At 46.6% G+C, this 14,241-nt stretch carries 10 protein-coding genes; 6 read left to right on the plus strand and 4 right to left on the minus strand.

Annotated features, from left to right (window positions below; all coding sequences use genetic code 11):
• Positions 1-91: 91 nt before the first annotated feature.
• A complete protein-coding gene (locus CPIN_RS20795) occupies positions 92-2,299 on the minus strand; it encodes a hypothetical protein (protein ID WP_012791815.1) in 2,208 nt (735 codons plus the stop codon).
• Between the two features lie 358 nt (positions 2,300-2,657).
• Here CPIN_RS20795 and CPIN_RS20800 point away from each other — a divergent pair, with 358 nt between their 5' ends.
• Complete coding sequence (locus CPIN_RS20800) at positions 2,658-5,387, plus strand: family 78 glycoside hydrolase catalytic domain (protein WP_012791816.1); 2,730 nt, start codon at positions 2,658-2,660, stop codon at positions 5,385-5,387.
• Between the two features lie 72 nt (positions 5,388-5,459).
• On the plus strand, positions 5,460-5,930 hold the full coding sequence (locus CPIN_RS20805; RefSeq protein ID WP_044222087.1) for a GNAT family N-acetyltransferase: 471 nt from the start codon (positions 5,460-5,462) through the stop codon (positions 5,928-5,930).
• On the opposite strand, the gene CPIN_RS20810 is transcribed toward CPIN_RS20805, so the two are convergent.
• The 3 genes from CPIN_RS20810 to CPIN_RS20820 all read right to left on the minus strand — a co-directional run bounded on the left by CPIN_RS20810 (position 5,914) and on the right by CPIN_RS20820 (position 8,111).
• Positions 5,914-6,540, minus strand: a complete 627-nt coding sequence (locus tag CPIN_RS20810) for a class I SAM-dependent methyltransferase (protein WP_012791818.1) — start codon at positions 6,538-6,540, stop codon at positions 5,914-5,916. The genes CPIN_RS20805 and CPIN_RS20810 overlap by 17 nt on opposite strands.
• A gap of 257 nt (positions 6,541-6,797) precedes the next feature.
• Positions 6,798-7,694, minus strand: a complete 897-nt coding sequence (locus CPIN_RS20815) for an EamA family transporter (RefSeq protein WP_012791819.1) — start codon at positions 7,692-7,694, stop codon at positions 6,798-6,800.
• An 84-nt stretch (positions 7,695-7,778) separates the two neighbouring features.
• Positions 7,779-8,111 carry a cupin domain-containing protein gene (locus tag CPIN_RS20820; protein ID WP_012791820.1) on the minus strand — a complete coding sequence of 111 codons (333 nt, stop codon included), beginning with the start codon at positions 8,109-8,111 and terminating at the stop codon, positions 7,779-7,781.
• Between the two features lie 152 nt (positions 8,112-8,263).
• Here CPIN_RS20820 and CPIN_RS20825 point away from each other — a divergent pair, with 152 nt between their 5' ends.
• The 4 genes from CPIN_RS20825 (at position 8,264) to CPIN_RS20840 (ending at position 14,107) form a co-directional block, all read left to right on the plus strand.
• Positions 8,264-8,725 (plus strand): Lrp/AsnC family transcriptional regulator, encoded by a 462-nt coding sequence (locus CPIN_RS20825; protein WP_012791821.1) that lies wholly within the window; start codon positions 8,264-8,266, stop codon positions 8,723-8,725.
• 10 nt (positions 8,726-8,735) lie between these two features.
• On the plus strand, positions 8,736-9,320 hold the full coding sequence (locus CPIN_RS20830; protein ID WP_012791822.1) for a Crp/Fnr family transcriptional regulator: 585 nt from the start codon (positions 8,736-8,738) through the stop codon (positions 9,318-9,320).
• Between the two features lie 140 nt (positions 9,321-9,460).
• Positions 9,461-11,710, plus strand: a complete 2,250-nt coding sequence (locus tag CPIN_RS20835) for an FG-GAP-like repeat-containing protein (protein WP_012791823.1) — start codon at positions 9,461-9,463, stop codon at positions 11,708-11,710.
• 138 nt (positions 11,711-11,848) lie between these two features.
• On the plus strand, positions 11,849-14,107 hold the full coding sequence (locus CPIN_RS20840; protein ID WP_012791824.1) for an FG-GAP-like repeat-containing protein: 2,259 nt from the start codon (positions 11,849-11,851) through the stop codon (positions 14,105-14,107).
• Positions 14,108-14,241: the final 134 nt, after the last annotated feature.

Here is a 14,241-nt window from a genome sequence, read left to right on the forward strand (position 1 = left end):
TTGGAGGAACGCTTTTCCATATAATTCCTAATTCTTAATTCCTAATTCTTAATTCCTAATTCCTAATTCCTAATTCTTAATTCCTAATTGTTTATGGTAGTATTGCAAAACCCAGGTATTTTTCCGCATAATGACTGGTCAGGTTGTAGATATAAGAGCCGTCCAGGAAGACGATCTTATAACCCAGCAAGGACCTGTCTGTTGCACTCAGGCGGATGGTATATCCGCAGGACTGCAAATACTGCGTGTTAATGGTAAAGGAAGTGCCATTGTCGCCATTATCCGCCAGACTAACCACCGTTCTGGAAGCCGGCGCAATAAAGGTACTCAGTGGCGTACCCAATGGTACGATGTGCGCCGCAGGCTGCAGACTGAAACTCCATCCGCTGAAGTATTTGTCCAGCACCTTTAGCTGACCACTGATGATATCGCCTTTCTTGTAGAACTTACAATCGCCTCCCGCAATGATCACATCCAGTGTACTGCCAGGATCGAGCGTAGAAGAAGGCGCGCCGTTGACAGTATAACCGGTAGTATCCAGATAGATAAATACTTCGGAGGAGTAACTGATATTCACCGGATTAAACAGTGGATCTTTGGTAAACAATACTCTCAGTTTATGCAACCCGTTGCGGCTACCGCTGTCCCAGAATGCCAGCAGGGAAAGCTTTTCTGCCTTCGCAGGCACGGCAGGAAGGTAGGTCAGCCAGCCTCCTGTTGCAGAAGGATCCTGGTCATGCAGCGTTTGTACACTGCCTTCGATGATCTGGAATTTCTGTTTATCCATCACATCCTGCCAGGTTCCGCTGCTGGTATCGAGGAACTGTACTTTATAGAAAGTGGTACCGGACGCGCCACTGTTGGTCAGCATACCACTCAGTTTGATTAATCCGCCAAAAGGATAAGCTGCATTCGGGAAACTCGCGCCTGAATAAGCAAGCCCCCTGGTGGTAATTGCTACCTGGTCAATGTTGCTGATAGCAACACCATTCACATCGAAAAGATTAATACCCAGTTTGCCACCATCCAGCTGGCCTGGTCTTACCTGTACCCGTACATCGATACGGTTACCATAGTAATTCAAGGCATTCGGATCAGTCGTAGAAGGTAAGGTCTGCCATGACATCACCGCACGTATCCTGATGATATTCGGTGTTTCGCAGCTTCTCAGACGTTTAGTCAGATCGACCGGCAGGGCTACATTGTAATACAGACCATCTTTCGGAATGTTACTGATATCATGTACGACTACGCTGGCTGTACCCAGGTATTCATCGAAAGTGCCATCGTTGTTCCAATCCGCCCAGAAAGCAACATGCTCTTTAGAACCTGCGGTACACATATTACCACTGAAACCACTGGATTTCTTCACTTTAATGACCGCACCCAGTGTATCGGTATTGGTATTCAGACCCACACAGGTCATTTCTTCATAATTAACATTGGCTTTGTTGTTATCAAATATGGGACTCAGGATAAGCTTTGTCAGATCTGCTATCTTGATCCCCAGTTTACTGGCGGCCTCCAGGTCATAGGCGGCTTCCGGGGCCTGGAATTTGGCTACTTCCGGTATATTCGGCATAATACTGCTGAAGAAGGTACGGTGATCTTCCACGCCGGCGGACTTGTACGCCCTGTAGTACTGTTCAATCGGCGGAAGCGGTTTATCGATCACAGGCACCTTAAACTGTTCGTCGATATGTGGCAGGATATCCAGTTTTTCCTGGATGCCCAATTCCTTGATAAGATCCGCCCAGATGATGATCCGTTTTCTTTTCAGCTGAATGTCCGCGTTTACGACATTGCCGAAATGAGGAATGTCATTCGGGTTTGGAGAAGGAACCGTATTCCAGGACAGGACAGCCCTTACAGTAGGTATAATGGCCGTTTCACAATTGGTGAAACGGCGGTGCGCCTCATCGTTCAGGAACAGGTACACCATGTAATGCAGCGGATGTTTTGTTTGTGGTGCAGGATCCGGGATATCCGCTACTTTAAAGCTGGTAACGCCCGCATCCTGGAAACCGGCACCATCATGATAATCTACAAAGAAGCGTACAAACTCGTGAGAGCCGGCACTACATAATCCTCCACTGTAGCCGAAAGCCTGCTTAACGCTGACTACCGCTTCCAGACGGGATACATCGGGGTTAAAGCCTACGCAAAGCAGCTGTTCCCAGTAAGTAATGCTGGCCGTCTGCTGGGGTAGGAATTTGGATAACAATAATAATTTACGGTTTTCCAGATACAGTTTAACCTGTTCTTCAGGCAGGTTGTCTGTCAGAATTGCTTTCTCCATGTTGTTTGATTTTTGAGGTTAAAAACGGAAACGGAATACGTGATAGAACAGTGCGAGGCGCACGGCGTATCACATGACAATGGAAATCTTACTTTTGGGGGGCTGGCGTTTTTGGGGTAATGCTGATGTTGTGATGAAAACTTGTGTGCTGATAACGTTATTGGAGTTCTCTTGTCCCGCCGATACAAAGGTCTTTTAATAGCCATTTTCTGACAAGCGTATTAATACCTGGTTTATGTGTAGTAAATACGGGAATCTTATTCTCTTCCCGTCAGGCAACAATAGGACAGTACAGGACAGTTTAAGATGAACATTCTCTATATTCAACCTCTTAAATACTAACCACAATTTCCGCGTCATGTACAAAACAGGTCTTTTATGCTTCCTGCTCGGATTGTCCGTTGCGGATACTGCCGCACAGACAAAGGTAGATTCACTACTCTGTGAGAATCGCCATAATCCGGAGGGAGTCGATGTAACCCATCCTCTTTTCAGCTGGCAATTATCCGGCAGCAGGCGAAATATCCGGCAGTCTGCTTACGAACTCAGGGCAGGCACTTCCCCCAAACAATTAAACCAGGGCAAAGAACTGGTCTGGCAAAGTGGTAAAATCACCTCTGATCAGTCCATACACGTCCCTTACCAGGGCGATGCGCTCTCCTCCGGTAAGAAGTACTACTGGCAGGTAAGGGTCTGGGATGAAAGTGGTCGTGCTTCTGACTGGAGCCCGGTAGCACAGTGGCAGATGGCCCTTTTACAGTCGTCCGACTGGAAAGCAAGCTGGATAGAGCCCGGTGTTAAACTGGACAGTCTGACAAGGCCCAGTCCCCTGTTCCGCAAAACCTTCAATGCGGGGAAAAAGATACAGTCCGCCACTGCCTATGTCACGGCCCGTGGTCTTTATGAAGCCTGTATCAACGGCAAACGTGTCGGGGATGCTTTTCTGACACCTGGCTGGACCACTTACCGCAAAAGATTACAGTATCAGCAATATGATGTGACCGATCTGTTACGCCAGGGCGATAATGCCATCGGTGTTACGCTGGGGGTTGGCTGGTACAGCGGTTATCTCGCCTGGGGAGATAGCAGGAACCACTTCGGCTCACGCATCGGCTTACTTTTTCAACTGAATATCCAATATACGGATGGTACGGAGGAAGTAATCACTTCCGATAACAGCTGGAAGTCATCTACCGGCAGCATCCTTTATTCCGAGATCTATCATGGAGAGACGATCGATGCCCGCAAAGAAAAGCAGGGCTGGTGCAATCCTGATTATAATGACAAAAACTGGGCAGGGGTACAGTTAAGTCCTGATACGACTAAAAGTACCCTGATATCCACGATCAACGAGCCTATCAGGAAACACGAACAAATTAAACCACTTAAAATACTCACTACGCCGGCAGGTGAAAAGGTGATCGATTTTGGTCAGAACCTCGTGGGATGGGTACAGGTACGCGTCAATGGACGTGCAGGAGACAGTATCGTACTGCAACATGCGGAAGTACTGGACAAAGCGGGTAATTTCTATACAGAGAACCTGCGTCTGGCCAAACAGAAAAATACTTACATTTTTAAAGGGAATGGCATAGAACAGTTTGAGCCGCATTTCACTTTCCAGGGTTTTCGTTTTGTGAAAATAACAGGTTATAAAGGCGTTATCAAGCCGGAGGACTTTACCGCTATCGTGCTTTATTCTGACATGCCTGCAACAGGTTCTTTCAGCTGTTCTAATGCATTGATCAACCAGTTACAGCATAATATCCAATGGGGACAACAGGGCAACTTCCTGGATGTACCGACAGATTGTCCGCAACGTGATGAACGACTGGGCTGGACCGGCGATGCGCAGGCATTCTCCAGAACGGCTGCCTTTAACCGTCAGGTCAATAACTTCTTTGCCAAATGGCTGAAAGACGTCGCAGCAGATCAGCGGGCAGATGGCAGCGTACCTTTTGTTGTACCAAACGTCCTCGGAAATGATGCTATGGGTTCTGCCGGCTGGGCGGATGTAGCTACCATCGTACCCTGGAATATGTACCTGGCTTACGATGATAAACGCCTCCTGGAACAACAGTACCCCAGTATGAAATCATGGGTGGAGTACATCCATAAGAACAGTCCGAAGGACTTATGGAATACCGGTTTCCATTTCGGCGACTGGCTCTTCTACCGTCCCGATGATGATAATGACGGCAGGGCCGCTATTACCGATAAATACCTGATCGCGCAGTGTTTCTATGCACATTCCACACAATTGTTGATCAATGCGGCCAAAGTACTAGGTAAACAGGCTGACGTAGATACCTATACGGCGCTTTTACAGCGGATCAAAACAGCTTTTGGTAAAGAATATCTGACGCCTAACGGTCGACTGGTATCCAGTTCGCAAACCGCCTACGTACTGGCCCTGAACTTCGATATGTTGCCGGAAAACCTGCGTGCACAGGCAGCCGGCCGTCTGGCAGAAAATATCAAAAGTTATAATACACACTTAACTACCGGTTTCCTTGGTACACCCTACCTGTGTCATGTGCTGAGCCGTTTTGGTTATACGGATCTGGCTTATTCCCTGTTATTGCAGGAAAGCTATCCTTCCTGGTTGTACCCCGTAAAAATGGGTGCTACTACGATCTGGGAAAGATGGAATGGAGAAAAGCCCGATCATACCTTTGAAACACCGGGTATGAATTCCTTCAATCACTATGCATACGGCGCTATCGGTGACTGGATGTACAGAGTGATCGCAGGTATAGATACGAAAGAAGAGATGCCTGGTTACAAGCATATCACCATTGCGCCACATCCCGGAGGTACGCTGACCCAGGTTTCCGCTAATCTGCTGACTTATTACGGAATGATCAGTTCTTCCTGGAAGCTCGAAAACGGACAATTATCACTGGATGTGGAGATTCCGGCAAACACAAAAGCGACGGTATATATACCGGTGAAAGAAGGGAATAAAGTACTGGAAGGCGGACAGCCTGTTGCCAGTCAGAAAGATATTAAAGTGGCCGGTACAGATAAAGGTGTGACGACACTGGAAGTCGGTTCCGGACAATATCATTTTGTAGTAGGAAGTTGAGATTGTTATTGCTGCAAATTCATGGGGCTGGATGTGTCATCCGGCCCTTTTTGTTATTACCTTAGCGGCATCATGGATAAGATCACCCTGCAAAGAACTGCCAGTTCACATGCCGACTTCCAGTTACTCATACACGAACTGGATGCTGACCTGCGCCAACGCAACGGAGACATTATGGATATTTATGACCAGCATAATAAACTGGAATTACTGGATACTGCCGTAATCATCTATCTGAATGACATACCCGTTTGCTGCGGTTGTTTCAAGTCTTACGATGAAGAAGCCGTAGAAGTAAAAAGGGTCTTTGTGCGGGAACAGGCAAGAGGAAAAGGCATCAGTAAATTACTGATGCAGGAACTGGAACACTGGGCTGTCGAACTGGGTTTCAGGAAGACCGTCCTTGAAACCGGTAGTCAACAGCAAGAGGCATTAGGTCTCTACCAGCGGCTCGGTTATAAGCGTATTCCTAGTTACCCGCCATATACAGACCTGCCGGATAGTGTCTGCTTTGAAAAGGAGCTGACTATTTCCGGGCAATAAGCTGGAAGATCTCTGCCGGATTCCCGTTCATCGTCTTTACGCTGATAATCTGTTCATCCAGGATGGTAAAGCGCTTTAACAGTGTCTGTATCCATTCCCTGGGATGGTGCCGGAGTGTGGCGCCCTCAGGTAAGGTGAAAACACCGTAATTGTCTTTATCCCCTTCATACCAGGTATAACGGTCGGTATTAGCCTGCAGGTAGTAATCACTGATATAAATAATTCCTCCCGGGCGCAGCTTGTCGTATAAGATGTCAATGAGGTGTTGCTGCCCTGCATTCGTAGGTATACAGGTAAGTACAGCGAAGAGTAATACCGCATCTATTGTAGCTTCCGACAGGGGCAATACATCCACGTTCTCCACATGCTGTAGCGGCAGTTGCTGATCCAATCCCCTTTGAACCAGTTTTTCTGAGGTGTCAAAGCCGGTAACATTTGTGTAGTCTGCTGCCAGTAATTCAGCTACGATACGGCCATATCCACAGCCATAGTCGAGTATGGCAGCATCCTTACCAATGTGTTGCTGCAAGAAGGGAAGATCAAGTGGGTGGGTAAATACTTTCTGGTCGGCGACCTTATCCCAGTAGTTTGTCTGATTGTTGATATCCATGAACAAAGGTAAGCGATAATTCCGGAACGCCCGTTTTAATCCGCTTCTCTCCTTTTCAGCTATCCCCCTCCTTTCTCTTATGGATGGCGGCGTATACAGGGCTTGTTTTTGAATACCTGTTGCCGTTTTTTCTGCGAATACGACGGCAGATCCCTTAGATGTACTTGCCTATTTTACAGGGACTGTTTTTTATTATTTTGTACATCGGCAGCGGATCGCCAAACAGGCACACAAAGTCTCCTGATAATCAGGCGGATCTATAATTCTGCGAATTCCTGTACCGGTTTCTTTTCCTTGTAGATGTTCAGGTAAATGATGGCGCCAAGCATCAGCAGTATACCAAGTATCTGCAGGGAGTTGACTTCCTCCTTCAATATAAAATGCGCACAAAGCACCGCTACGGGTAGTTCCATCGTCACTAATATGGCACTCAGTCCGGCGCCTATTTTAGGCATCCCCTTCGTAAACAATACCGGTGGAATGACAGTACCGAAGAGTGCCAGGAAGGTTCCCCATTGCAACAGTCTGCCGTCAAAATGTTCGCTAAGCCGGAGGCTATTGAAATTGATCATGAAGATAATAGCCGCCGAACCTGTAATCATCATGGCGCTCTTTTCAAACATCGGCACTTTTGTCCCGAGTCTGCTTGTACAAATAACAGCTATCGCGTATGTCAATGCCGACAACAAACCATATGCGATGCCAATCAGGGAGAACTCAAATGTTCCCACCTGTAGCAGATTACCGGCCAGCACGGTTCCCGCCAGGATTACAGCAGTTACGTATAACTCAATCGTCAATGGTTTCCGTTTAAAAAGCAGCCATTCCATGAATGTGCTCATCCAGGTCATCTGCATCAGTAGTATGATGGCAAGAGAGGCTGGAATGTACTGGACTGCCAGGTAATAAGTATAAGTAGAAATGCCGATCCCCATACCGGCGAGTAGCAGTCGCCAGTTTGCCAATGAAGGCGCCTGTCTTTCCCGTATCCTTTTGACAAGCACCGGCATCCAGAGTAACAAAGCCCCGATAGCTGCCTGTGCGAAAGTAATCTCAGCCGCGTTATATCCTTCACGATAGGCTGTTTTCGCAAAAGAAGAGAGCATCCCGTAACTGGCGGCGCCGGTCAGGACAAATAGTATATACTTTTTCATCAACTGTATTTTTGGAAATGACTGTTCCTGTCCGCATGGGAACATGCAGCAAGGTAACGAGTGATCCGTATGAGTTAGCTTCGATTATCGGAGGGCTTTGTAGTCTTCCCTCACCGGACTGAATATGTCAAAAATTCTGCAATCTGTCAGGGCCACGCCGCCGTGTTCTGCCATAGAAGGAATCACTGCCACCATGCCTTTTGTATATACCCTCGTATCTCCTGCAATCGTCAGTTCAAACTCACCTTCCTCTACCTGTGTCACCTGCTCATGTAGGTGCTTATGCAGGGGTAATACCGCCCCTTTGGTAACATCCCAGTAGCTCAGGGTCATGTTATCGGTATGAACGAATCTTGCCTGGAAACCTGGCAGGATCTCTCTGCGCTCAATATCATTTAAAATAAACACCTTGGACATGTAACTGCATTTTGTGCGGATAAAATTATAGTAAATTGAATTAAGTAGTAAGCATGTGGTATAATTACGGAAAATGTCCTGATATGATGCCTATTCCCTGATTTCTGTACAGAAAGACTCCCCGTTTTCCTTACCTTGGCGGAAAAAATCCGATGGAACAGCTAAATAAACAGGAACTTGAGCTGCTGAGGATATTGCAGAAAAATGCAAAATTCGACATAGGAGACCTTACGACACGTTTAAACATGTCGCGCAGTGCGATTTACGACAAGATCAAGAAACTCGAAAATGAGGGCTATATAAAGGAATATGTAGCAATTGTGGATCCCAGGAAGGTAGGACTGAATTTCTCCGTTATTATATCGGTCTCTTTAAACAGTCAGCGCCTCGATTATGTCCAGGAATTCTCAAGACAGGTCACTGCCCTGGAAGAGGTAGCGGACGCATATGTAACCGGGGGCATCTTTGATTATATCCTGCGGGTGGTGGTAAAAGACCTGGACGCCTTTAACGAGTTTATCACAACTAAACTGGCGGTCATTCCCAATGTCAGCAAAATCCAGAGTTCTTTTGTGATTACCAATATCAAACAGTCCACCGCTCTTCATTTTTAATTAAGTGTCCATGACCTACGATCTATTCTTCCAGCGATTCAACGAGAAAGTTCCTTTAACAGCAGAAGAGACGGCGATCATCAAAGCGCATGTCGTTCCCCGGAAAATAAAAAAGAAGGAGTTCCTGCTGCATGAGGGAGAAGTGTCCCGGCATATTGCTTTTGTAGAAAAGGGGGTGCTGCGGATGTACCTGCCGGAGGAGAATGGTCATCAGCGTATCACACAGTTTGCTGTAGAAGGATGGACCATTGCAGACCTTTACAGTTTCCTCACCGGCGAACCGGCCACCCAGAGTATTGATGCATTGGAAGATACAGAGATCCTCCTGATCAGCAAGAGCGCACATGAAGAGTTGCTTCAGCAATTAGGTAAATATGAGACGTATATGCGCTTAATTATCACCAACGCCTATCTCGCTTTGCAAAAACGTTTTGCATCCACTTTCAGACTCCCTTTAGAAGAGCAATATCAGCATTTTGTGAGTACATATCCGCAGATAGTGAACAGAGTCCCACAGCACATGATTGCTTCATACATGGGACTGACGCCTGCTACATTGAGTAGATTAAGAAGAAGAATATTAACGAAGAAATAAGACGGTAAACGCAGTAACCTCCGCACTTATTATCTATTATTTTGATTATATTTACAAGACGGAAATAACCATTACCTCAAGTCCCAAATAATCATTCAACCCTATATTTTATCACCTATATAAGCCACACCCATTTTACCATGAAAAAATGTTACCTGCTTGGCGGTTTGCTGTTTGCTGTCTGTACGGCATATGCAAATACCGGCCCTATTATCGAACAAAGCACGCTTGATAAGATTCAGACCCAACTCACGCGTAGCGAATACTTTATCAACCGGGAAAACAATACCGGCGTCTACCAGAGCACGAACCGTCAACATAGTCTGTTGGCTACATACACAAGTCGGGAAATGAGTATTACCCCCCGTAACACACTACAACCCTGGTCATTCGGATTAACAGTAAAAGGAGTAGCGGCGGATGGTCGTCCGCTATATCAGCCTGCTGCACTGACTTCCGTTAAAATGAATGATGGTACGGTACAATTTAATCATGACAATCACTACACCGTTGAGTATGTCAATAATGATGAAGGTATCCGCCAGAACTTTATCATTCAGCAACCAGCAGTGCAGGTGCATACTCTGAGTGTGCAACTCCAGACAGCTGAAGGATGGCAGACGTTCAAACGTAGTGAAACCAGTCTTACATTCCGCAACCAGGAGCACCTGCTTTATTACAATGACCTGAAAGTATGGGATGCCAGGGGTACGATATTACCTGCGCATTTCTCCGTACGTGACAACCAGGTGCAGATAGAAGTAGATGTAAAGAAAGCGGTTTATCCTGTTACCATTGACCCGATTGTGCTGAACGGGACACCACAGAATGCCAATACCTTTCTGCAAAGTAATCAGGAGAATGCACTGATGGGTTTCAGGGTAGCTACAGCCGGAGATATCAATGGCGACGGTCGCGATGAAGTCATGCTGCTGGCGCCATCTTATCACCTTACATCGGGTGGCTATGGTGCAGTATTCATCTATTACGGCAGCAACCGTGGCATTAATCCAAACGTTAAAACAACGTTAGCCCACTCGGTAAACGGCGGACAATATTTTGCCGGTATGGCCGGTGGCGGCGACCTGAATGGTGACAATTTTGACGACATCGCCATTAATGTTCCCGCTGACAGCCAGCACCAGGGAGGTTTGGCCATATATTATGGCACCTCAACCGGCCTGGATACTACCGCGCAAATTTTGTATGGCGATCCGTCTTATGGCTCACTGGCGGGATATTTAGCGATTGCTAAAGACCTGAACGGAGATGAAATAGACGATCTTGTTGTAGGTTCAACCACGTCCTCACATGGACAGATATATGAAGGTATCGTAACGATCATCTATGGTAATGCATGGGGTATCGAAAATAGCGCCTGGACAATCATTGAAGGTAATCAGGCCGGATTCCAGCTGGGTACCAGGGTGATGGGCGCTAACGATATCAATAATGATGGCTACAATGATATTGTAGTGGCAGCTGCCAACAAAGTACTCACCTATTATGGCGGTCCTGCCGGTGTTGAGATAACACCAGCGACTACTATGACATTAAGTATACCGGATGAGCGTTTTTCAATTTCAGCCGGCGGAGATATTAACGGGGATGGATACAGTGACCTCATTGTAGGTAATCCGAATTACTCAAATGGCCAGTCGCTTGAAGGCGCCGTATTTGTGTATCATGGCAGTTCTACAGGTCTTGATTCCGTTCCTGCACAGGTGCTGGAGGGAAATAAAGACTCTACTCAATTTGCGGTCGAAATTTCTTTTGCAGGGGATGTCAATGCTGATGGATTCAGTGATGTCGTTGTAGGTGCAATCTCTGAAAGCAACAACATTAACCAGAGAAATGAAGGATTTGCATATGTATTTTACGGGCGGTCTAATGGTATTAATCCCGTTCCTGCATCCACGATACAATCTAATCAGGCGAATGCATGTCTGGGATTTAGTGTGGCTGGTGCAGGGGATGTGAATGGTGATGGCTATAGCGATGTGCTGGTTGGCGCCTTTATATATGCTAACGGGCAGCCTTTCGAAGGAGCCGGATTTGTCTATCACGGTGGAGCTGGTCTGGCAGGATTACTGGCGGCAGCACCTCCGGAAACAAGCGCCAAAATAGAAACACCTGCATCCGCTGCAGTAAAAGTATACCCTAACCCCGCCGTCAATAACCTGTCCGTTCAATTACAGGGTTTAGATAGCCATAGCCCTACTTATATCCAGATCGTGAATATACAGGGTACAACCGTACAAATCACCCAGGCGGGTAGTATAGAAGGCTACCAGCAATCTATTGATATCAGCAAACTGACCCCTGGTATCTACTTCCTGGTTGTCCGGAATGGCAGTAAGATCTTCCGCGAAAAGATCATTAAACAATAAGTCAATATCCTGAATAGCTGTCATAACAGTGTTAATCAGTAAGGTTGTTATGACAGTCATTCAGCTATTTACCTCACCACGATCATTATCAGTCAACCCTATATTTTATAACCTATCATACGACACAATTACCTCACCATGAAAAAACTCTACCTGCTTGGCAGTATGCTGCTTGCTGTCTGCTCCGCACATGCAAACACAGACCCTATCATTGAAAAAGGTACGCTTGACCAGATCCAGACACAACTCGCGCGTAGCGAATATTTTATCCACTGGCAAAATTACGCGGGCATCTACCAGAGTACGAACCGGAAAAATAGTCTGCGGGCCACCTATACCGCTCAGGAAATGCATATTGCTCCCCGGGATGCCTCACAACAATGGTCATTCGGATTAACAGTAAAAGGAGTCGCTGCGGATGGTCGTCCGCTATACCGGTCTGCCACACAGACCGCTGTTAAATTGAACGATGGTACCGTACAATTTAACCATGATAATCATTATACCGTTGAATACGTTAATAATGAGGACGGTATCCGGCAGAACTTTATCATTCAGCAACCGGCAGTAAAGGCTCATACAATCAATGTACAACTACAGGCAGCTGAAGGATGGCAGATTGCAAAGCGTAATGAGACCAGTCTGACATTCAGTAACGGTCAGCAATTGCTTTCCTATAATGATCTTAAAGTATGGGATGCAAAGGGCACTATTTTACCGGCTCAATTTTCTGTACACAATAACCAGTTCCAGATAGCAGTTGACGTTGAAAAGGCAGTTTATCCTGTTACCATCGATCCGATTGTACTAAATGGTACCCCACAGAATGCCAATACCTTTCTGCAAAGCAATCAGTCGTTCGCATTTCTCGGATATTCTGTATCCAGTGCGGGTGACATCAATGGCGATAACTATGACGACATCGTTCTAGGCGCTCCGGGATATGATCATCCCAATGGCGGAAATGGCGCTGCATTTGTTTACTATGGCAGTAACCGTGGTATTAATCCGACGAGATTTTCTATGCTGACCTCCAACATTGTTAGCGGACAGGACGGTACACTTATCGCCGGCGGAGGGGATGTAAATGATGATGGTTTTGACGATATAGTCACTACTGCTTCTTATGACAGCACGATCAACCTGGATGGTATTTGTATCTACTACGGGGCGGCGAGCGGTATTACTACCACACCTGTAATCATTTATGGGAACCCTGCCTATGGAACGTTCGCAGATGCGATTACTATCTCTAAAGATCTTGACGGAGATTTTATCGATGATATCGTTGTAGGCTCCGGATACGGCTCCCATGGGCAAACCGGTGAAGGTATTGTAACAATCATTCCCGGAAGTCCCTGGGGAGCAGAATATACTGCGTGGACAGTCATTGAAGGTAATCAGTTAGGTTTGCATCTGGGCAATCATGTAAAGTCCGCGGGCGATGTAAACGGTGATTCCTACAATGATCTCATCATTGGCACCGGCAATATGGTCTTAGTCTATTTCGGTGGACCTGGCGGTCTCGCTACCACACCAGGTAGTTCACTGACAATTACCGCAGGATCTATACATCCTCCCTATGCGCTGGCGGCCGGCGGAGATATTAATGGAGATGGACATACTGACATTATTGTCGGCAAAACCGTCTACTCCAATGGCCAGTCCCAGGAAGGTGCTGTATGGGTATATTATGGTAATGCCACGGGCATCGACACCATTCCGGCTACTATCCTGGAAGGAAACGCAGATTCTATTTCCTACGGTGTATCAGTCGCCTTTGCCGGAGATATCAATAACGATGGATTTAGCGATATCGTAGTGGGAGCATTAGGCCAGAGCAATGATATCAACCAGAAAGGGGAAGGTATGGCCTACGTTTATTATGGTAGAGCCACCGGTCTTAATCCTGTACCTGCATCAACCATACAATCCAACCAGAAAGACGCGTTACTCGGCATCAGTGTTGCTGGCGCAGGCGATGTTAACGGCGATGGGTACAGTGATGTAGTGATTGGCGCTATGCTGTATACAAACGGGCAGGAAGCGGAAGGTGCAGCATTTGTTTATCACGGTGGCGCAGGCTCCGCAGGATTGCTCGCGGCAACAACAGCCGGTAAGATGACGGCATCTCCTGCAGATCCCTTTTCCGCTGTAAAAGTATTTCCTAATCCGACAGTTAACAACCTCTCTGTTCAGCTGCAGGGTTTAGACAGCCAGCTACCTACTGAAATACAGATCATGAATCTACAAGGTAGAATAGTGCAGGTAGTGAAAGCGGGGAATATAGACAGTTATCAGCAGTCAGTTGACCTTAGCAGACTGACAGCTGGCATATACTTTGTGGTGATCCGGAACGGCAGCAAGGTGTTCCGGGAAAAGATAATTAAGCAATAAGCTGATATAATATAATTATCCGAAGATGAAACAATGGCCTTGCTTTTTTGCAAGGCCATTGTTATTGTAGCAACCCACAACCAATCTAAACTTCTTTGCCTGTTATATAATAACGAGCGCCTGTCAGGAATAGC

Source organism: Chitinophaga pinensis DSM 2588, assembly GCF_000024005.1.
In the GTDB taxonomy this organism is placed as follows: Bacteria; Bacteroidota; Bacteroidia; order Chitinophagales; family Chitinophagaceae; genus Chitinophaga; species Chitinophaga pinensis.